Source organism: Vibrio sp. THAF190c, from assembly GCF_009363355.1.
Taxonomy (GTDB): Bacteria; Pseudomonadota; Gammaproteobacteria; order Enterobacterales; family Vibrionaceae; genus Vibrio; species Vibrio fortis_A.
In genome coordinates, this window is record NZ_CP045338.1 from 1,603,094 (window position 1) to 1,623,138 (window position 20,045).

A 20,045-nucleotide genomic window follows, 5' to 3' on the forward strand; every position below is an offset into this window, starting at 1 on the left:
TTCGCAAGCATGGCGCGCCAGTGTTTGAGCGTCAGCGAGTTCTTTTCTCTTTTTTCCTTTTTCTTTTTTTTCGAAGAAAGCTACCGAACGCCGAGGCAAGCGAAGCGCGGGGTCGGGAGCTTTCGATTGGAGAGTACACTATCTTTAATAGTGTACTCTTGTCCGAATTTCGGAATTTTCATCAGCTAAACTTTGTCTTTTAGCTTTAGTTTGCCGTTCTCATCAAGCTCTACTTGGATCTTTCCTTCTGCGAATTGCATCAACAAAAAGTGAACTATGTCAGGTTCTCTAACAAAATCTTTTTTTTCCATTGTCAGTTCAAATGATCTCTCTTTTAGTGCCTCTGCTTCCACTGCCTTAATTCGTACATTTTCAATTAATGCCTTTTTCATCAGTAACTTACCCTTAATAATTGATTTCTGACTGACGTTTTTTTTCTTTTTATGTTGCTTTATTACGATCATATACAAAAGCTTAGTCTATACAATAGAACTGTTGACATGAAATATGTATACAGTATACGCTCGTTATCAATGTAACTTGATAACTGTATACATGATGGTTGTTCTGTATGATAGATATGCTGAAAATATCGATACCTTTTAAGCGCGAATTTGTAACTAACACTCGCGTTTCTAAAACTGGTGAATGCATTGAGTATGTCAATATTATTGAGTGCTCACGTCGTGGTATTGGTCTCGAAGCTAAGTCTGTTCATTACAAGGGTGGGGAGTTAGATAACAAGTATGAAGTTGCTGATTTACGTCACCCTTACGAGTCTCTTCCAACTCACTTTACGGGTATAGCTTTTAAGATTTTTCAGGGTACTTTGCACCGTTCTCCATGTGTAGAGTTAAAAGGATCACCTGCAAAAATCATTCAAGGTCATAACGTCTTTGGTTCTACATCCATTGCTCTTGGTTCTGATGAGATGCTTTCTGCTTTTTTGGATAACTACCCTCAAGTTTGGGATATGTTGGATGTTACCCAAGCAACTCTCGATAGTCTTGATGCTACGTACTCGGCTCGTGTTGAAAATGAAAACAAGGCTAAACAGGTTATTAACTGTCTTAAGAACGTATCCAATAACCAGATGAGAAAAAGTGTTCGCAATGAGCACGAAACTACTTGTTATTTCACTCAAAACTCTCGTCACTGCAATCGTAAGGCATATCTCAAGAAACCAGAATTTGACGCTCAGTTATCCAGACTGTTGGCGCTTCAGGCTTCAGGTGTTACCGAATTTGACCGTGTTATTGACGTTATGTCTGACCCTAGAATTATTAACTTTGCTCGCAATCTCGTTCGTTTTGAGGCTAGTGCTCATAGACGTTATCTCGATGCGATGGAAGTACCAAAGAATTTATTACAAGCAATTAGATTTCAACAGAATTACGAAAAAGACGGTAAGTCATTAATTCAAGATATTTGGCTAAAAGCATTTGCCCCATTACTGCAAGCATTGGAGGGACAGAGAATGAACATTTTTAACGATGAAGAAATACATAAAAAATTAAAGCAGCTTTACTTTAGAACTACCCCAAAAGGCAACGTTAGTTATTCGAAGGCTGATAGAGTTTTTCGTTTTTACCGTTCTCTAGTTTCTGATGGTTATGACGCTGTTAAGTCCTCTTATTCTTCTAGCAGTTCTTTTTACGATCATCTTAAAGAGCTTTTAAATGCGGGTTTCAGTAAAGCTCAATTACAGAATTTACAAGGCAATGGAAAAGATAACGTTGTTCCTTTGCTTCAAGTTATTGATGTTGATTTTTCTAATCAGCGTCCTGATTGGTACGTCGAGCCAGAAGTCGGCATTTTAAGTAAGCAATATGGTTTTGATACCTCAAACGTAATTAGATTAAGTGCATAGGAATATACAAATGAAAAACGAACTACTAATTGAAATTTTTAAAGAGAATGAAGCTATCGATGTATTTGAGGGTATTTCTCAAAAGAACAACAAGCCGTTTCGCATGTTGTCCCAAATTGGTTACGCCCACGTTGGCGGCAAGTTTCCGAAAGAATTTAAAATCCGTCTTCAAGAGGGTCAACCTTTCTGGCCTGCGGGTAAATACCATTTAGGTATGAACTCTCTTGTTGTTGGTATGCGTGGCGATTTAGAAATTGGCCGCGAGATGTTTTTGATCCCAGTTAATCAATAGGAATTTGGCCGCTAATGTTTTGCGTTAATCCAGAGAATGGTTATTTAGCTGTTAAACAGTTAGCGGCTGATGGTGTTTTTCAATTTACTAGCCTTTATACAGCTAATGAATTGACAGTTGTTAGTGACCAAATTTCAAAGGCAGATGTGGCAATGATAGTTGGTGCTGTAGCTAGTCTTTATGGTTTGGTTTTCGTTATTAAGTTGGTTCTCCAACAATTAGGTTATAGGTCTTAACATGAAAAAAGTTATCCAGTTCTTTAAAAAGAACAAAACGTCTATCGCTGTTGCTGTAGCTGCATCTTCTGTTTCTGCTGTTTCTAATGCTGCAATCGATGTTTCTGCTGCTACGACTGCAATCACTACTGATGGTTCAGCTGCTATCGGTTCTGTTGGTCAAGCTCTTATTGGCCTTGCTGGTCTAGCGGTTGTTTACAAATGGATTAAGGGTGCCATCTTCGGCTAATCCTTTGAATTTTAGACTACTAAACAGGGAGGCTCGCGCTTCCCTTTTTTGATCTCGTTGGAGGTTTTATGCCTGTCTACATTTCTATGAATGACCTGTTTTATATCTTCGTCATTCTTGTCCTAACTGATGCAATTAGGAGGATGGTGTGAAGGGATTTTTACTCGTTTTCTTTTTGCTTTTTTGTTTCTCTCACTCTGCCAATGCCCGGTTAATAAAAATTCTTGGTAGCGGTCAACTTGCTCACTGTGGTTACGTTAATAAGGGTGATGTTATTAACAGTGCTACTTATTGTAAGGGTGTCGGTGAACGAGAGGGATATGGTACTTGTGTCGTCGATTATATGTGGATTTCTGGGGGTTATGTTCATCCTTTTTATTCTGCGGGTAGCTGTGGTAACTCTTGGATTCGTGGTGGTTTTATAAGTAGTTGTCCAGAAGGTACAACTCTGAGTGAAACTACGGGTAAATGTGAAGAGCCCGATTTTTGTGGCAGTTCACAGTGGGTCAGTCTTGTAGCTTCTCAAAGTAATGCATGTGCTGCTCAGTACCCTGATTTCTATACTGATTTCTCTAGTACTTGTGTTAGTAAAAATGACTATTCATTTACTTGTAAGCAAGGCGCACCAAAACCTCCAACTGGCGGTGATGGTGGTTCTGGAGGTGATGGTTCTGGAGGTGATGGTTCTGGAGGTGACGGTTCCGGTGGTGATGGTTCCGGTGGTGATGGTTCTGGAGGTGACGGTTCCGGTGGTGATGGTTCCGGTGGTGATGGTTCTGGAGGTGACGGTTCTGGAGGTGATGGTTCTGGAGGTGGCGGTTCTGGAGGTGACGGTTCTGGTGGTGATGGTTCTGGTGGTGACGGTTCTGGTGGTGATGGTTCTGGAGGTGATGGTTCTGGAGGTGATGGTTCTGGAGGTGGCGGTTCTGGAGGTGACGGTTCTGGAGGTGACGGTTCTGGAGGTGGCGGTTCTGGAGGTGGTGGTTCTGGCGGTGGCGGTTCTGGTTCTGGCGGTGGCGGTTCTGGCGGTGGCGGTTCTGGCGGCGAGGGCTCTGTCGATTTATCTGGGGTCATTACCAAGATTAACGAATCTAATAAACTGCTAAATGATCTTAAAACGTCTAGTGATAGTGTTGGTTCTGCTATCGGTGCTAATGGTGCTAAATTAGATGAACTAGGTACGAAATTAGATAAGCTTGCTGAGGGTTCTAAAACTTCCGCGTCTGCTAATAACTGTCAGCCTAATAGTTTTTCTTGTTCTGGTAATGCTTACGAATGTTTTATTGCTCGTCAGTCTTGGGATAATAAATGCTTAATTAAGTCTATGACTGAAACAGAAATTGACCCTACAGTAGAAACCGATGCTAAAAGAAAAATAACTTCATCTGGTGATGATTTAATTAATTCTTTAGAGAGCTACAATAATGAAAAATTAAACCCTAATCTTTTATCGAATGGCGAACAGGTTTTATCTGATAGCTTGAGTAAATATGATGAATCTAACGGCTTTAGTTTTGATGATGGTTGTCCTAGTCCAATTAATGTTGCTTATGGGTTGGGTTCATTTGAATTAAATTATCAACCTTTCTGTGACCTTGCTTTATATATTAGGGCAATGCTTATGCTCACTGCTTCTATTGCTTCGTTTTTAATGATTGCTAAACATTCATAGGTGAATTTATGTGGACTTCTATTCTTAATGCTCTTTGGTTTATTGCATCATTTTTATTTGGTTGGCTATTTACTTGGATTGGTCGTGCTCTTCCTTGGATAGCAGGTTTCTTTGGTTCTACCGTTACCCAAATAGCTTTGAGTTTCGGTTTTGGTGTTACAACCTTTACGGGTTTTAATATGTTTACGTCTCGTCTTTTGGAATTTGCTGCTTCTGGTATGGATGGGGTTCCTGCTGCGGTTCCTCAGCTTTTAGGTCTTATGTGGGTTGATAAAGCTTTGAATCTAATGCTCAGTTCTGCTTTTGTTTTGATGACTATCAAAGGTTTGAAAGCGGGTAAATTCTCTCGAAGTGTTTGGAGTGCTCCAGGCTCTAAAACTGGAGGGTTTGGCGCATGATTTATTTACGAACGGGTTTGCCTGGGGCGAGTAAGAGCCTTAACAGTCTCCGAGAAATTGTTAATTCACATAATCCCGAAAGGCCGTATTTCTATAACAACATTAAGTTGTTGATGTTAGATATGGATGTGTGTCGTTCTTTTTCTGGTTGGTTCTACGGTTGGTTTTTTCCAAACCTTAAAGACAAGGCTTTAAAACGTAAGCTTACTAAAATACTTAAGCCAATTCATAAAGACGGGGACTTTGTCACTCTTGATGATGTTCCTTTCTTGCGTAATCACTTTGATTCACACAATCACTTTTCCACTTGGCTTCACTGGGTTAATAAGGTCTACGACAAGAAGCAACTTGTTCAGCTTAATAACTTGCTGGACTGCATGACCGATGAGCAAAAGAATAGTGCAGATGCTTGGGAAACAGTTAAGGTTTGCAATCTTCACTTTACCCATTTTGATGATCCAAATGCTTGGTTTGAGCTGCCGACAACTTCGGTTATTTTGATTGATGAATGTCAGGACTTTTTTCCACCTCGTCCCGTCGGTTCTCGTAAGCCAGAAGCGATTGCTCGATTAGAGAAACACCGTCATGGTGGTTACGATATTCACTTTATTACTCAGCATCCGACTTTTGCAGACCAAAACTTACGTAAGTTAGTTGGCCGTCATGTTCATTATCATAATCCGTTTGGTGGTAAGCAGATTACTCGCTTTGAATCTTCCAAGTGTATAGACCCTGATAACTACCACGATAAGAAGCAGTGTAAGAAAAAGGCCATGACTCATGACACCAAGTTTTATGGTGTCTACTGGTCTGCTGAAATTCATACTCACAAGTTTCAATTTCCAAAGATATTGCTTGCAGGTTTGCTTGCGATTTTTCTTTGTCTTTACTCGGTTTACTCGGTTTATTCGTTTATCGATTCACAGGCCAATCCCGAAACTGAAGTTTCAGCGCCAGAAATAGAGCAGGGTGCGAATGTCGTTTTACCTACTCAAGAGCCAGCTGCCGATACTATTCCTGTGGATTCATCTCTCAATGAATACATTGAAAGTATTTCTAAAGGTGTTTATATAAATGGTTCTGTCATGTCACAAGGTCACATCGAGTATGCTTTTTATCGTCCAGAAGATGATGCGGTCTTTCATCCGTCAGACGTAGGTATTGTTGTTGAGCCGATTGCGCCTTGTCTTGCCAATCTTATTGTTGGCGATGTTCGCAAACCTATCATGTGTAATCCGTTTTATGTTCGGGTTCCTGTCGATGATGAAGAAGATGAGGAGGAATTTAATTCCTTGTTTGGTGATTCAGATGGTGATGAGCCCCGCAGGGATAAGCGAACGTGATGAACTTATGGGGTTGATGTAGGTTGTTGAGCGATAAACAGCGAAGCGTAGCAGTGATAGAGAGGAAAACGAAAACCCTTATTTCTGCTAGGCCGCTCTTAAATTTGGGTAGGCTTTGTTGAGTGTTTGTCGGTGGTTATAGTTTTACTGGAGGATTGATAGCGTGATTGATTTCATTCTGGAGCATTTCTTGGTTATTTGGCTGTTTCTATTCGTGTTTCTTTGCCTGAAGCGACCTGTGTCTTAGTGCGTATTATGTATATTATGTTAAATGCAGCATGTGAGAGCGAGACGTAACTCCTTATATCCACACCCCACCATCACTTTTCTACAGACAAAACAGTTCAATTTAACCGAAAGTTTATTTACCATAAAATACCTAATAATCATATTCATAATCTTCGATTCAGAATACGTTTATTAGGACTCTACTAATAAACGATCGATCGCTTCTGTGATCTCTTTGGTTCTTACTGGTTTTGTCACAAAATCATTCATCCCCACATCCAAGCATGAGACTTTATCTTCGTTAGATGTATGAGCTGTCAGTGCGACGATTGGTATGTCAATGTTGCTTTGTCTCATCAGTTTGGTGGTTGTTAACCCGTCCATTACCGGCATTGAAACGTCCATAAGAATAATGTCTATTGGTGCTTCTTCAGATTGGATAAAGTCTATTGCTTCTTTTCCGTTGCTTGTGATGAAAACTTTATGCCCTTGTCGTGACAAAATCAGCTGGATTACCATTTGATTCGTTGGATTGTCTTCAACGATTAACACTGAGTATTGAGCCCTGAAACATGTGTCTGTTGGGCAGCATATTTCTTCCTTCTCAGCGTTCTGATGTAATCGACTTAACACTGGTAATTGAACTTTGAAGCATGATCCCTTGTTGAGTTCACTCGCGACTTCAATCCTACCGTCCATTAACTCAACTAGGCGTTTGGTAATCGCTAAACCTAAACCTGTCCCACCAAATCTACGTGTAATGGTACTGTCTGCTTGAACAAATGGACTGAATAGCGAAGCTAACTGTTGCGGCTTCATTCCAATCCCTGTGTCTTCAACCGATATGTGGAATGCGCTTTGTTGGTAATGAATACCGATGTTGACTTCACCTTGCTCTGTGAACTTAATGGCGTTACCCACCAAGTTAAACAGAATCTGCGCAAGTCTCGTTTGGTCTATGTAATGTAGTTCGTTTTCAGGCATTTCACAGGACAGATTTAACGTCAGTCCTTTAGCGTCTGCTATCTTCTTTTGTTCGGATAATACAAAAGTTACAGTGTCTCTTACGTTATTCCATTGAGGAGCCAGTGAAAAACACCCTGATTCAATTTTAGAGAAGTCCAGCACGTCACTAATTATAGCCAGTAATAGTTCCGAAGATGTTCCCATGCTCTGAATGATCGAGCGTTGCTCACAAGTAAGTTCTGAACACTTTAATGTTTCTATCAGTCCGATAATGGCATTGAGAGGTGTTCGGAGTTCGTGACTCATCATCGCCAAGAATTCAGATTTGGCTTTGTTTGCTCGTTCTTCTTCTTTACGTGCAGAGATGAGCTCGGCAGTACGTTCTCTAACAGTCGCTTCTAACTTCTCTTTATTTTCAATGTCGAACACGGCGCGTTCAATTAGAGGTCTGAAACGATTCAATGTGGCTTTAGTTTCAACACTAAAGTGCTTTGTATTGGAGTGAATGAATACGATAACCGACTGGGTTAAACCTGTATCGATACCCGTCATCAATACAGAGTTGATCTGATCAAGCAATATAGAGTTGAGTGAACTAAACTCTGGAAGATTTCGAGGCTCAAATAATATCGTGCATTCGCCATTAATAACACGAGACAGCTTTCCTGAGTCTCGCCAAAAGATATTTTCGTAAACACGATTGTTAGTTAGAAGCGTTTTAAAACTATCTCTATTATTGACTCGTGAAATTACGATGAAGTCATCGAACTTTATATACTTCTTAAGAACTAGTTCTAGGCTGGAGAATATATCCGAGATTGAGTTAGCTTTACTAATTTCAGATATTGTCGACAAGATCACCCTATTCTCTTCAGCTAAACTGCGCTCTCGTGACTTAGCTCTCTCTAATTGAACAAGTGCTTCTTGCAACGCTTCTTGGTTGTCCGTACCCATTACTTTTTTAACCTATAAAATGTGGCAGATGACACCATCAAGTTACCATGTGCGTTCTCGCCACCACACAGACGTCCTTGTTCGCCAAAAGTGAATGGACATATATACGGAAGTCCATTAAGTGCTTGATTTATTTGGGTGCAGACTTCACTCATATCTTGTTTAAGACTTAGCATCGGTCCTGCGCAGAAGATGTTGATCGCGCCCAGTTTCTCTTCATGATCCATGTCGTTAAAGTAGGATGAATGTATGATATTGGCAGCTCTACTAATGATCTGCTTTCTAGATCCTTGCATGAGATGAATGACATCACCCTCATTAATATCGGTAAATAATTCAATGCCTTTACACTCAGTTTGTCTAATTGAATGGGATAACTTGAAATAAGGTGTTTTATACGAAGAGCCCACCTTTCGTCCAAGCGGATAGACAGATGACTGTTCGAAAATAAAACCATCATCTGAGCTTCCCAAGTGATAATTGGTCCATTCATTGTAGACATCAACAGCCGGCTTATTATCGATCTCTTGGAGTATACGATCTCGCGCTTTTGTTACTGTGCCAGAAAATTCAGTTGGCGTGTGTCCAGCATTGAGTGAGCTATATACAGATTGCGATGAGAAAAATACAGTAAGCGAAACACCATTAATAGAAACGAGATCTTCTGTAAATATACTCCAGTTTCCCGAAACCTTATTATCAGCTGCACTGCCACCAATTATCGGTACTTCGGTTCCGAATTTCGAATCAATCGCATCCATGACCGTTTCTTCATTGCCCGGCGTTGAATGAAGAAGAATAAGGTCGGGTACTTCCCCTGCTCGGTCTGCCTTTTTCAATGCCATATCAATAGCATCATAGGTGCTTGAGGTAACATCGCCATCGAAGCTCTTTATCCCCGTGCCATATGCATTGATTCCTGAATCATAAATGGCTAATACACCGATAACTGGACCTGAATGAAACCCAGTCTCTGTCATTATCCCATGACAGGTCGTACAACCTTGAATTGGTATATTTGGGAGGTGCTGTTTTAGCAACTCCTGAATCGCGAACGTTGAATACTCTTCGGTGCAGTAGCAGATAAGACAAGCGATCTCATGAGTTCGCTCTAAACCCGCGAGTAGCTCTTGAACAGCGATAACGTTGTCATGTGAGTAGGAAACTTTAGACAGAAACTTCATAAACGCTTGATTAATTTATTAATCGCTCAGTTATAACATTTTGAGGCGTGAGTTTTTACTGATTTAGTACAAGTTTATCGCCACCTCCGACCTCATATTGACTATTTTGAGAGGGTGACCGAAACACTATGATCTTGTTGCGTGGTTGTGACTGTTATTTGTGACGTCGGTTCATCGGTTGTAAGTAACCAAGAAGATGGACTTTTCGTGACTAAAGACCCGCCTCCCTCATAGCTAATATCAATTTTGTTACTTTCAGATGTTTCGATTAAATAGTTGTGATTATCACTTGAAACTCTAACATTATATTTATCAATAGTAATTTCACACGGCGTAGAAAGAATACAGTCGACCGTTTCGTTATTTTCGTATGTCACTGTTCTCCAAGTAAATGCAGCTAATAAAATAGACAACATGACGATAATTTGTACAAGCCTGCCTTTTGTGAGCTTTTGTGCTGCCATTTTATCCTTTACTCCTTGTTACAAAGTTCAAAGTTTTTAAATAAAAATACATTTCCTGACCAACCGTAAGGTTACTACTCTGTCATTGATTTGTTAATTCAAGTATAGTGTCGCGTTGAAAATGCCACTTTTTTTTAAAATCAGCAAGCGGAAATAAAGTTCTGAATAGTCTGAGTTTCTTTTTCTGATTTGGGTGGCATTACGACGTGAGTCGTGTTGGAAGTAAAGTGTAGTAAATAAGAAATTGGAAGCATGCAAATGAGCCAAGAAAAGCAGCTTGAACAAAACTACAACTATACGGTCGTCCGTCAGTTCACCTTAGTAACTATTCTTTGGGGTATTGTCGGTATGGGCGTTGGTGTTTTGATTGCCGCTCAATTAGTTTGGCCACAGCTAAACTTTGATACGCCGTGGCTGACGTACAGTCGTTTACGTCCCCTGCATACTAATGCGGTTATTTTTGCGTTCGGTACAAGTGCCCTGTTTGCAACATCATATTATGTTGTACAACGCACCTGTCAGACGCGTCTCTTTGGTGGCCCTCTCGTAGCCTTCACCTTCTGGGGTTGGCAAGCGATTATTCTGTCCGCTGCAATTACTTTACCGTTAGGTTTAACCTCTGGTAAAGAATACGCAGAACTAGAATGGCCAATCGATATCGCTATCACGCTTGTGTGGGTAGCTTATGCGGTCGTGTTCTTCGGAACCATGATTAAGCGTAAGACATCACACATCTACGTAGCAAACTGGTTCTTCGGAGCCTTCATTATCACGGTTGCCGTGTTGCACATCGTTAACAGCCTAGCTGTTCCTGTATCTGCGTTTAAATCGTACTCGATTTACTCAGGTGCTATCGATGCAATGGTACAATGGTGGTACGGTCACAACGCGGTAGGCTTCCTGTTAACAGCTGGTTTCCTAGGTATGATGTACTACTTCGTACCTAAGCAAGCTGAACGCCCTGTTTATTCTTACCGTCTATCGATTGTTCACTTCTGGGCTCTAGTGTCTCTGTATATCTGGGCTGGTCCTCACCACCTACACTACACAGCACTACCTGACTGGACTCAATCTCTAGGTATGGTTATGTCTCTTGTTCTATTCGCTCCTTCTTGGGGTGGTATGATCAACGGTATCATGACTCTATCTGGTGCGTGGCATAAGCTACGTTACGACCCTATCCTACGTTTCCTAATCGTTTCTCTATCTTTCTACGGCATGTCGACTTTCGAAGGCCCGATGATGGCTATTAAGACGGTTAACGCACTATCTCACTACACTGACTGGACTATCGGTCATGTACACTCTGGTGCATTAGGTTGGGTTGCAATGGTTTCTATCGGTTCTGTTTACCACTTAGTTCCAAAACTATTTGGTCAAGAGCGTATGTACTCTGTATCTCTAATCAACGTTCACTTCTGGTTGGCAACAATCGGTACTGTTTTCTACATCGTAGCAATGTGGATCTCAGGTGTGATGCAAGGTCTGATGTGGCGTGCAGTTAACTCTGACGGTACGTTGACTTACAGCTTCGTTGAATCTGTAGAAGCATCTTACCCATTCTACTTTGTACGTTTCCTAGGTGGTTTCATCTTCCTAAGCGGTATGTTCTTAATGGCATACAACACGTACAAAACTGTTACAGCACCAAAAGCTAGCTTAAAAGCTATCGCGCAACCGGCTTAAGGAGATTTAAGAATGAGCTCAAATTCAAATAATCGCCATGAGTTGGTAGAAAAAAACGTTGGCTTGCTAGCAATCCTGATCGTTATCGCAATCAGCTTCGGTGCTCTTGTAGAGATCACTCCTCTTATCTTCCAAAAGCAGACAACTGAACCTGTAGATAACCTACGTGTTTACTCTGCTCTTGAGATGGAAGGTCGTGACATCTACATCCGTGAAGGTTGTAACGTATGTCACAGCCAAATGATTCGTCCATTCCGTTCTGAGACTGAGCGTTACGGCCACTACTCTGTAGCTGGTGAAAGCGTTTGGGAACACCCATTCCTATGGGGCTCTAAGCGTACTGGTCCGGATCTAGCGCGTGTTGGTGACCGTTACTCTGACGAGTGGCACCGTGTTCACCTAATTGACCCTCGTGAACTTGTTCCAGAGTCAAACATGCCCGGTTTCCCATGGCTTGAAGACAATGTACTTGATGGCAAATTGACGCAGCAGAAGCTTGAACTCTTCCGCAACCAATTTGGCGTTCCTTACACAGACGAACAGATTGCTAACGCGAAGCAAGATGTTGAAGGCAAAACAGAGATGGATGCAATTATTGCTTACCTTCAATCTCTTGGCCACGCAATGAAATAAGGAATGACTATGGACATTATTACATTTCAAAGCGTTTGGACTGTGACCGTTTTTGCTTGTTTTATCGGCATCGTTTGGTGGGCATTTGGCAAGAATCGTAAATCTCGTTTCGAAGACGATGCAAACCTAGTTTTTGCGGATGAAGCTGAAACGAGTTCAAAAGAACAAGGAGTGACTAAGTAATGAGTACATTCTGGAGTATCTGGGTTTCCGTAATTACTATCGGTACACTCATTGGTTGTGCGGTTTTACTTCGCTCATGCTTCTCGAACAAAACGGGTATTGAAGAAGGTGATGACATGGGTCATGAATACGATGGTATTCGTGAGCTAAACAACCCTCTTCCGAAGTGGTGGACTTACCTATTTATCGGCACGCTTGTGTTCGCGGTAATCTACTTCATCCTTTATCCAGGTCTAGGTAACTTTAAAGGTGTTCTAGGTTGGACGAGTTCTGACCAGACCGTTACTTCGGTAGCACAATCTCGTGCTTCTGTAGTTGACGCTCAACAGAACAAGAGACTAGACCAATATGCGAAAGAGCTAGACGACGCTAATAACTACTTTGGCGAAGCGTTTAACCAACTTGCATACGATGATAACGGTCTTCGTTCTATCCCTGATATCGCATCAGACTCTGAAGCAATTAAAGTAGGTCAACGTCTGTTCCTACAAAACTGTTCTCAGTGTCACGGTTCAGATGCACGTGGACAGAAAGGTTTCCCTAACCTAACTGACGATGCTTGGCTATACGGCGGTGAGCCGGAAGCGATCCTAACGACAGTACTACACGGTCGTGTTGGTCAAATGCCAGGTTGGAAAGACGCTCTTGGCGAAGAAGGCGTAAAAGAAGTAGTTAGCTACACTCTTAGCCTTTCTGGTCGTAGCGTTAACGCTCGTGAAGCTGAAGCCGGTAAAGCTCGTTTCGTAGTGTGTGCAGCGTGTCACGGTACAGATGGTAAAGGTAACCCTGCTGTAGGTGCACCTGATCTGACTGACCGCGATTGGTTGTTCGGCGATTCTCGCGCAGATGTAACAGAAACTGTAATGTACGGCCGTTCTGGTGTAATGCCAGCATGGAAGGACATTCTAGGTGAAGAAAAAGTTCAACTAGTTTCTGCATATGTGTGGAGCTTAAGCAACTCAGATAATAAGTAACATTTCAATAACAGCCCCTTTCTTAGGGGCTGTCTTTCCTTTATTTTATAAGCACTTCTTTTTATTCTTTTTCGAGATTTTTTTTATGGTAAAGCCTTGGTATAAACAGTTTTGGCCGTGGTTCTTAATCGCGTTGCCTGCGACAGTTGTGGTCTGGACGATCTTAACGGTTATTGTATTTACACAAAACTCTGTCGACTTAGTGACTGAGGATTACTATAAAAAAGGGAAAGGCATTAATGTCGATATCTCTAAAGTTAACGTAGCAAAAGAGCTAGGCTTGTCAGCAGATATTTCTGAGCGTGGCGAGTCAATCATCATCTCACTAGATAAAGGCAAACTAGAGCACTTCCCTGCGATCAGTGCCATGTTTGTTCACCGAACTCTTCCTGACCGTGATTTCACGCAGTTGCTTACAGCAAACGCTCAAGGCGATTATGTGCTGAACACGCAGCATGAAATTGAAGGTCCTTGGTTCATTGAATTGACGCCACATGACGAAGAATGGTTGGTGCAAGGCCGTATTACCTTCCCTCTAGAAAACAAAATCAAGCTAGAGAACTAAAGTATGAGTGAATCCTGTTATCACTGCGGTGAAGATGTACCAGCGGAAACGGATTTTAAAGTAGAAATATTAGGCTCTATACGTCCAATGTGTTGCCCGGGCTGCGAAACTGTAGCCCAAACCATCGTTGATAGTGGCTTAGTCTCCTACTACCAGTATCGTACCGCACCGGCTGAAAAAGCTGACCTTGTCCCAGAACAGCTGCTTGCACTGAGTCATTACGACAATGAAGATGTGCAGCTTGAGTTTGTTCGTAACTCAGAAAACACCTCTGAAGTGACATTGTCACTAGAAGGGGTCTCTTGTGCAGCTTGTGCGTGGCTGATTGAGAAGCAAGTCTCCTCTCAAGATGGTGTTTATGGTATCCGTGTCAACACGACAACCAACCGTGCCCTACTTAGCTGGGACAATACCAAGACAAAACTGAGTGAACTGCTGTCAGCCATTCATACCCTTGGCTACAAAGCGGCGCCTTTTGAGGCCGACCAACAAGAAGCAGCCTACCATCGCTCGATGAAGAACTACTTGTACCGCTTAGGCGTGGCTGGTTTGGCGACGATGCAAGTGATGATGCTCGCGGTCGCACTCTACCTTGAAGTATTCGGCAACCTTGAGCCTGAATTTAAACACTACTTCCGTTGGGTGAGCTTGATCTTCGCTACACCCGTTCTTCTCTATTCTGCTCTACCTTTCTACATTAATGCTTGGCGCAGTATTAAAGGTCGAACTCTCGGCATGGATGTGCCCGTATCGATCGCTCTATTGTTTGCGTATGTTGCGAGCTTGGTAGCTACAGTCACAGAGCAAGGTGAAGTCTTCTTCGAATCTATCTCTATGTTTACGTTCTTCCTGTTGTTAGGACGATTCCTAGAGATGCGAGCGCGTCGTAAAGCCGCTGCGGCGAGTGGTAACCTGCTTAAACTCGTACCAGCGATGGCGACGACATTAGATGGCGAACAGATTCCTGTTAAGACGCTAAAAGTCGGCGATAAAATCCGCGTACTACCTGGCGAACATATTCCTGCAGACGGTATCGTACTTTCTGGCCGCGTTCACATTGACGAGTCAATGTTAACGGGTGAATCAATCCATGTGGTTAAAAACCAAGGTGATTCAGTTTTTGCGGGTACCTTGAATGGTGATGAGTCTTTTGAGCTAGAAGTTAAAAGCTCTAAGGCCGATTCGGTTATCTCTAATATTGTACGTTTGCAAGATGAAGCGCAGCTCTCTAAGCCGCGTATTGCAGAAATTGCAGATATTGTTGCGCGTTACTTCGTTGCCGTGATTCTGATTATCTCTTTTGGCACCTGGTTGTATTGGCATCAAACCAAACCAGAAGATGCGTTCTGGATCATGCTGTCAGTACTGGTAGCGACCTGCCCTTGTGCATTGTCTCTTGCTACGCCAACGGCAATCACTTGTTCTACTTCGCGTATGGGTAACTTCGGCATCCTACTGCGTAAAGGGCATGTTTTTGAGACGTTGTGTAAAGTGAACCACCTGATTATCGATAAAACGGGCACACTGACCGAAGGCGATATCCGTATTAGCCAAACTGAAACGCATGCAGAGCTAGACAAAGATACATGTTTACAAATCGCTGCTAGCCTTGAACAACACGCTAACCACCCTATCGCTAAGGCTTTTAAAGCCTTCGAATCTGACAACATAAAAGTAGAATCAGTGAACAATGTGATTGGCTCAGGCATTACTGGTGAATGGGATGGTCACAAAGTGGCTATCGGCAGTAGCGAGTTTATTCTTGACCAGGTGCAGAATGATCAGAGCAACGGCATCTATCTTTCTCTGGATGACAAACATATCGCCACCTTTGTGTATGAAGACCCAATTCGTAAAGAGAGCATTGAGTTCATTCAGAAGTTCAAAGAAGCGGGTATTAAGACCACTCTTTTAACAGGTGACTCTTTGGTGAACGCCAAACTTGTTGCAGAAGAGATCGGTATCACTGATATCGTGGCGAACGCGAAACCAGAAGATAAGCTTGCTTACCTTAACTCTCGTGACGATAAAGACATCACTATGATGGTGGGCGATGGTATCAACGACGCTCCTATTCTGGCGGGTGCTCACCTATCTGTCGCTATGGGTGGTGGTACAGACGTAGCTAAAGCATCGGCTGATATGGTTTTATTGGGTGATAAGTTAGATAGACTACTTCAATCACGTAAGTTGGCATTGAAAACGCGTAAAATCATCCGTGAAAACTTAGCGTGGTCATTAGGGTATAATCTACTTATACTGCCGCTTGCGGTTGCTGGCCTCGTGGCACCGTATATCGCTGTAGTTGGCATGTCAGCAAGTTCTATTATTGTAGTGTCTAACTCATTAAGACTTTTAAAAGAGCAAGGTAAATAATGGAAAGCTTATACATACTCATTCCTATCGCTATCGTCTTAGTGTGTATCGCAGTCGGCATCTTTTTGTGGGCGGTGAAAAGTGAACAATTTGAAGACCTAGAACGTCAAGGTCATAACATTTTGTTCGACGAAGACGCGAACGATCCTTCTTCAAAGAAACAACTAAGTAGCAAGAAATGACACCTGATTGGATTGGTGCCTTTGTTGTCGGTTTAATCGGCGCAGGCCACTGTATGGGAATGTGCGGTGGCATTGCGTCAATACTCTCGATCGGTGCCCAAAAACCTTCCCCTATTACGCCTGTTCTATATAACTTCGGACGTTTATTAAGTTATATGGTGATTGGTGGCTTGATTGGCGGCGCCGTTTCGTCATTAGGACAACTAAGCGATTTCAACGCGGCATTAGCTTGGTTAAGACTTGTCGCTGCGGTGTTTATGATCGTTCTGGCGTTGTACATCGGTAAATGGTGGTTCGGGCTTTTAGCGTTTGAAAAAGTCGGGCAACGTTTATGGCGCTACGTCTCTCCTATTGGACAATCTCTACTTCCTCTTAAACAACCAAGCCATGCTCTGCCATTTGGCTTTGTATGGGGTTGGCTTCCTTGTGGCCTGGTTTACTCTATGTTGACTTGGGCAGCTGTATCTGGAAGCTGGGTCAATGGTGCCGGAATCATGCTTGCGTTTGGCCTGGGGACATTACCTGCAATGCTTACCGTTGGCTTTGGCGCAGGCTTTCTCAAGAAGCTGCAACAAGCTGATTTATTCAGGCAGTGTGGTGCAATTTTGATCCTTTTGTACGGTCTATTTACAGCTTACCAAGCCATTCAGCTCATCATTTATACCGTATAGCAATGCTTTAAATGCGGTTTTTTTGCTATCCTTTAGTCTTAAGGGATGCTAAAATATTGACGTATATCAAATAGTGAAAGATTGTTATGATTTCTGAAAAGCCTGTGACGAAACGTGTTCAGTCTGGTGGCTGTGCAATCCACTGCCAGGATTGTAGTATTAGCCAGCTGTGTATCCCATTTACTTTGAGTGAATCTGAACTGGATCAACTAGATCAGATCATCGAACGAAAAAAGCCTATTCAAAAGGGCCAAGAGCTATTTAAAGCGGGTGACGAGCTTAAGTCTCTTTACGCGATACGCTCTGGTACCATCAAAAGCTACACGATTACTGAGCAAGGTGACGAGCAAATCACTGCATTCCACCTCGCGGGTGACTTAGTGGGCTTTGATGCAATTACTGGTGATCTACACCCTAGCTTTGCACAAGCGCTAGAGACATCGATGGTATGTGAAATCCCATACGAAATCCTAGACGATTTATCAGGTAAGATGCCAAAGCTTCGCCAACAGATCATGCGTTTAATGAGTAACGAGATCAAAGGTGACCAAGAAATGATTCTGCTTCTTTCTAAGAAGAATGCCGAAGAGCGTCTTGCAGCATTCCTTTACAACTTGTCTACTCGTTTCTCTCAGCGTGGCTTCAGCCCTCGTGAGTTCCGTTTAACGATGACTCGTGGTGATATCGGTAACTACTTAGGTCTTACGGTCGAAACTATCAGTCGTCTATTAGGTCGCTTCCAAAAAGCGGACATCCTAAGCGTGAAAGGTAAGTATATCACCATCGAAGATCACGATGCACTGATGGAACTGGCTGGCGTTTCTAAAGAATAGTTCTAAATATCAATGATGTAGTTCAATAATGAGCTACATCATGTTTCTCTCCAAAAACCTCCTATATTTCTCTTAATCTCTTTATAACTACGCTACATTGTTTATATGTCCAGTCTGAAAAGTAGGCTTAGTTATGAGTATCTATAACAAAATCTTAGTGGTCGCCGACATCAATCATGATGAGCAACCTGCCCTAGTTCGCGCTATTCAACTTGCAAAAAAAAGCACTTCAAAAAGCCACGTTACTTTCTTTCTTTCCATTTACGATTTCTCCTATGACATGACATCAATGCTTTCTGCTGATGAGCGTGACGCGATGCGTAAAGGTGTGATTCATCAACGTGAGATCTGGATGAATAAAGTGGCTGAGCCATACCTAGATGACACCATCGAATTCAACGTTAAAGTTGTATGGCATAACCGCCCATATGAAGCGATTATCGCTGAGGTATTTAGTGGCGAGCACGATATCCTAATCAAAGGCACTCGCAAACACGACACGCTTGAGTCGGTTATCTTTACTCCGACCGATTGGCACTTATTACGTAAATGTCCAAGCCCAGTCTTGTTAGTTAAAAACGAGTACTGGCCAGATGACGCGAAGATTTATGCGTCTGTTCATGTAGGTTCTGAAACAGAATCACACCTAGAGCTTAATGATGCGATGGTTGACCGCCTATTAGAGATTACGGGTCGATTAGACGCTCAGCCATACCTGGTCAACGCCTACCCTGTGACTCCAGCCAACATAACGATTGAACTGCCTGAGTTTGATCCGACATCCTACACCGATGCCGTTCGTGGACACCATTTAACAGCTATGAAGGCACTGCGTCAGAAACACGGTATGTGTGAAGAGCAGACAATTGTAGAGCAAGGCTTACCTGAAGATATCATTCCTAAGGTGGCTGCAGAGAACAATGCAGCAATGGTGATTTTGGGCACGACAGGTCGTACAGGTCTTTCTGCTGTGTTTATTGGTAACACTGCTGAGCATGTGATCGATAAAATCAACTGTGACGTGTTGGCATTGAAGCCTGCTGGGTTTATTAGCCCACTCGATCCAAACACCTCGAGCTAAGCTACATCAATCATTAAAAAAGCGCCTCTAGTCTAACTAGAGGCGCTTTTTTATCTACATCTGTTCTTTCTAACGTAAATGCTAGATGTTAGTTACGTCGATGAACATTGACTCATCGATATTAGAAGATGAGATTTCAGCTTCTTGGAATTCGTACTCTTCACGCTCGCCGCTACGGTCTAGTGGAAGGTTTACGAAGTCAAACAGTTCGCGGTCAGCAAGTTGGCTTGGGCTAACGTTTTGGATTGATTTGAAGATCTTCTCAACACGGCCAGGAGTTTTCTTATCCCAGTCAATCAGCATCGCTTTAATAGATTGACGTTGTAGGTTCTCTTGCGAGCCACACAGGTTACAAGGGATGATTGGGAACTCTTTGTGTTCAGCGTATTTGATTAGGTCCGTTTCACGACAGTAAGTCAGTGGACGAATAACAACGTTACGGCCATCATCAGAACGTAGTTTAGGTGGCATCGCCTTTAGACGAGCGCCGTGGAACATGTTAAGGAACATAGTTTCAACGATGTCATCCATGTGGTGACCAAGGGCGATCTTAGTTGCGCCAATCTTCTCTGCGAATGAGTACAAAGTACCGCGACGCAGACGAGAACATAGGCCACACGTTGTTTTACCTTCTGGGATCTTCTCTTTAACTACTGAGTACGTGTCTTTATCTACGATGTAGTAAGGAATGTTCAGCGTTTCAAAGTACTCAGGAAGAATATGCTCAGGGAAGCCAGGTTGTTTTTGGTCTAGGTTTACTGCAACAACATCAAATTTGATTGGTGCTGCTTCACGTAAACGTAGCAGGATGTCTAGCATAGCGAATGAGTCTTTACCGCCACTAATACAGGCCATTACTACGTCATTTTCTTCGATCATGTTGTAGTCGATGATGGCATTTCCAACATTTCTTCTTAGACGCTTTTGAAGCTTGTTGAATTCGTGGATTTCTTTTCTGTTATCGTTTTGGTTCATTGCTATTCTCATACTGCCGGGAACACCGACTGTCGATTGCTAGGTGGTAT

General features: G+C 42.5%; 22 protein-coding genes. 17 read left to right on the top strand and 5 right to left on the bottom strand.

Translation table 11 applies throughout. The features are described from left to right. Positions 1 to 185 precede the first annotated feature (185 nt). Positions 186 to 392 (bottom strand): hypothetical protein, encoded by a 207-nt coding sequence (locus FIV04_RS07120; protein WP_152468678.1) that lies wholly within the window; start codon positions 390 to 392, stop codon positions 186 to 188. 179 nt (positions 393 to 571) lie between these two features. Between FIV04_RS07120 and FIV04_RS07125 the strand changes: the two genes are divergently transcribed. The 7 genes from FIV04_RS07125 (at position 572) to FIV04_RS07155 (ending at position 6,040) form a co-directional block, all read left to right on the top strand. Continuing rightward, positions 572 to 1,870 (top strand): phage/plasmid replication protein, II/X family, encoded by a 1,299-nt coding sequence (locus tag FIV04_RS07125; protein ID WP_152468679.1) that lies wholly within the window; start codon positions 572 to 574, stop codon positions 1,868 to 1,870. Between the two features lie 10 nt (positions 1,871 to 1,880). Then, positions 1,881 to 2,162, top strand: coding sequence for a single-stranded DNA-binding protein (locus tag FIV04_RS07130; protein ID WP_152468680.1), 282 nt, complete (start codon positions 1,881 to 1,883; stop codon positions 2,160 to 2,162). A gap of 14 nt (positions 2,163 to 2,176) precedes the next feature. Continuing rightward, positions 2,177 to 2,398 carry a hypothetical protein gene (locus tag FIV04_RS07135; protein WP_152468681.1) on the top strand — a complete coding sequence of 74 codons (222 nt, stop codon included), beginning with the start codon at positions 2,177 to 2,179 and terminating at the stop codon, positions 2,396 to 2,398. Between the two features lies 1 nt (position 2,399). Continuing rightward, positions 2,400 to 2,627, top strand: coding sequence for a major capsid protein (locus FIV04_RS07140; protein WP_152468682.1), 228 nt, complete (start codon positions 2,400 to 2,402; stop codon positions 2,625 to 2,627). A gap of 148 nt (positions 2,628 to 2,775) precedes the next feature. Next, complete coding sequence (locus FIV04_RS27100; RefSeq protein ID WP_216651668.1) at positions 2,776 to 4,299, top strand: virulence factor TspB C-terminal domain-related protein; 1,524 nt, start codon at positions 2,776 to 2,778, stop codon at positions 4,297 to 4,299. Positions 4,300 to 4,307: 8 nt separating this feature from the next. Then, complete coding sequence (locus FIV04_RS07150; protein ID WP_152468683.1) at positions 4,308 to 4,697, top strand: DUF2523 family protein; 390 nt, start codon at positions 4,308 to 4,310, stop codon at positions 4,695 to 4,697. A gap of 113 nt (positions 4,698 to 4,810) precedes the next feature. Beyond that, positions 4,811 to 6,040 (top strand): zonular occludens toxin domain-containing protein, encoded by a 1,230-nt coding sequence (locus tag FIV04_RS07155; protein ID WP_253895386.1) that lies wholly within the window; start codon positions 4,811 to 4,813, stop codon positions 6,038 to 6,040. Between the two features lie 420 nt (positions 6,041 to 6,460). On the opposite strand, the gene FIV04_RS07160 is transcribed toward FIV04_RS07155, so the two are convergent. From FIV04_RS07160 to FIV04_RS07170, 3 genes are all read right to left on the bottom strand, one after another. After that, the gene (locus FIV04_RS07160) at positions 6,461 to 8,188 is read right to left on the bottom strand and encodes a response regulator (protein WP_152468685.1); all 1,728 of its coding nucleotides are present in this window, start codon (positions 8,186 to 8,188) and stop codon (positions 6,461 to 6,463) included. Continuing rightward, on the bottom strand, positions 8,188 to 9,372 hold the full coding sequence (locus FIV04_RS07165; RefSeq protein ID WP_152468686.1) for an FIST signal transduction protein: 1,185 nt from the start codon (positions 9,370 to 9,372) through the stop codon (positions 8,188 to 8,190). The genes FIV04_RS07160 and FIV04_RS07165 overlap by 1 nt, the downstream gene beginning before the upstream one ends. 101 nt (positions 9,373 to 9,473) lie before the next feature. Beyond that, complete coding sequence (locus FIV04_RS07170) at positions 9,474 to 9,836, bottom strand: hypothetical protein (RefSeq protein WP_152468687.1); 363 nt, start codon at positions 9,834 to 9,836, stop codon at positions 9,474 to 9,476. A 258-nt stretch (positions 9,837 to 10,094) separates the two neighbouring features. On the opposite strand from FIV04_RS07170, the gene ccoN reads away from it, so the two are divergent. The 10 genes from ccoN (at position 10,095) to uspE (ending at position 19,020) form a co-directional block, all read left to right on the top strand. Next, positions 10,095 to 11,522: a cytochrome-c oxidase, cbb3-type subunit I gene (gene ccoN / locus FIV04_RS07175; RefSeq protein WP_172974229.1), complete on the top strand. Its 1,428-nt coding sequence runs from the start codon at positions 10,095 to 10,097 to the stop codon at positions 11,520 to 11,522. Between the two features lie 12 nt (positions 11,523 to 11,534). Next, positions 11,535 to 12,155 (top strand): cytochrome-c oxidase, cbb3-type subunit II, encoded by a 621-nt coding sequence (ccoO, locus tag FIV04_RS07180; protein WP_032549072.1) that lies wholly within the window; start codon positions 11,535 to 11,537, stop codon positions 12,153 to 12,155. A gap of 9 nt (positions 12,156 to 12,164) precedes the next feature. Beyond that, positions 12,165 to 12,338, top strand: coding sequence for a CcoQ/FixQ family Cbb3-type cytochrome c oxidase assembly chaperone (locus FIV04_RS07185; RefSeq protein ID WP_032549071.1), 174 nt, complete (start codon positions 12,165 to 12,167; stop codon positions 12,336 to 12,338). After that, positions 12,338 to 13,312, top strand: a complete 975-nt coding sequence (gene ccoP, locus FIV04_RS07190; RefSeq protein ID WP_032549070.1) for a cytochrome-c oxidase, cbb3-type subunit III — start codon at positions 12,338 to 12,340, stop codon at positions 13,310 to 13,312. Before FIV04_RS07185 ends, ccoP begins: the two co-directional genes overlap by 1 nt. Positions 13,313 to 13,397: 85 nt before the next feature. Continuing rightward, a complete protein-coding gene (locus FIV04_RS07195) occupies positions 13,398 to 13,877 on the top strand; it encodes a FixH family protein (protein ID WP_152468688.1) in 480 nt (159 codons plus the stop codon). Positions 13,878 to 13,880: 3 nt separating this feature from the next. Then, the gene (locus FIV04_RS07200) at positions 13,881 to 16,253 is read left to right on the top strand and encodes a heavy metal translocating P-type ATPase metal-binding domain-containing protein (protein WP_152468689.1); all 2,373 of its coding nucleotides are present in this window, start codon (positions 13,881 to 13,883) and stop codon (positions 16,251 to 16,253) included. After that, the gene (gene ccoS / locus FIV04_RS07205; RefSeq protein WP_152468690.1) at positions 16,253 to 16,435 is read left to right on the top strand and encodes a cbb3-type cytochrome oxidase assembly protein CcoS; all 183 of its coding nucleotides are present in this window, start codon (positions 16,253 to 16,255) and stop codon (positions 16,433 to 16,435) included. Before FIV04_RS07200 ends, ccoS begins: the two co-directional genes overlap by 1 nt. Continuing rightward, entirely contained in the window at positions 16,432 to 17,106 is a 675-nt protein-coding gene (locus FIV04_RS07210; RefSeq protein ID WP_152468691.1) for a sulfite exporter TauE/SafE family protein, read from the top strand. The genes ccoS and FIV04_RS07210 overlap by 4 nt, the downstream gene beginning before the upstream one ends. Before the next feature lie 86 nt (positions 17,107 to 17,192). After that, positions 17,193 to 17,939 carry an FNR family transcription factor gene (locus FIV04_RS07215; protein ID WP_032549065.1) on the top strand — a complete coding sequence of 249 codons (747 nt, stop codon included), beginning with the start codon at positions 17,193 to 17,195 and terminating at the stop codon, positions 17,937 to 17,939. Between the two features lie 133 nt (positions 17,940 to 18,072). Continuing rightward, positions 18,073 to 19,020, top strand: a complete 948-nt coding sequence (uspE, locus tag FIV04_RS07220) for a universal stress protein UspE (RefSeq protein WP_150872415.1) — start codon at positions 18,073 to 18,075, stop codon at positions 19,018 to 19,020. Between the two features lie 81 nt (positions 19,021 to 19,101). Here uspE and ttcA read toward each other — a convergent pair whose 3' ends face one another. Continuing rightward, positions 19,102 to 19,995, bottom strand: coding sequence for a tRNA 2-thiocytidine(32) synthetase TtcA (gene ttcA / locus FIV04_RS07225; RefSeq protein ID WP_150872417.1), 894 nt, complete (start codon positions 19,993 to 19,995; stop codon positions 19,102 to 19,104). Positions 19,996 to 20,045 lie beyond the last annotated feature (50 nt).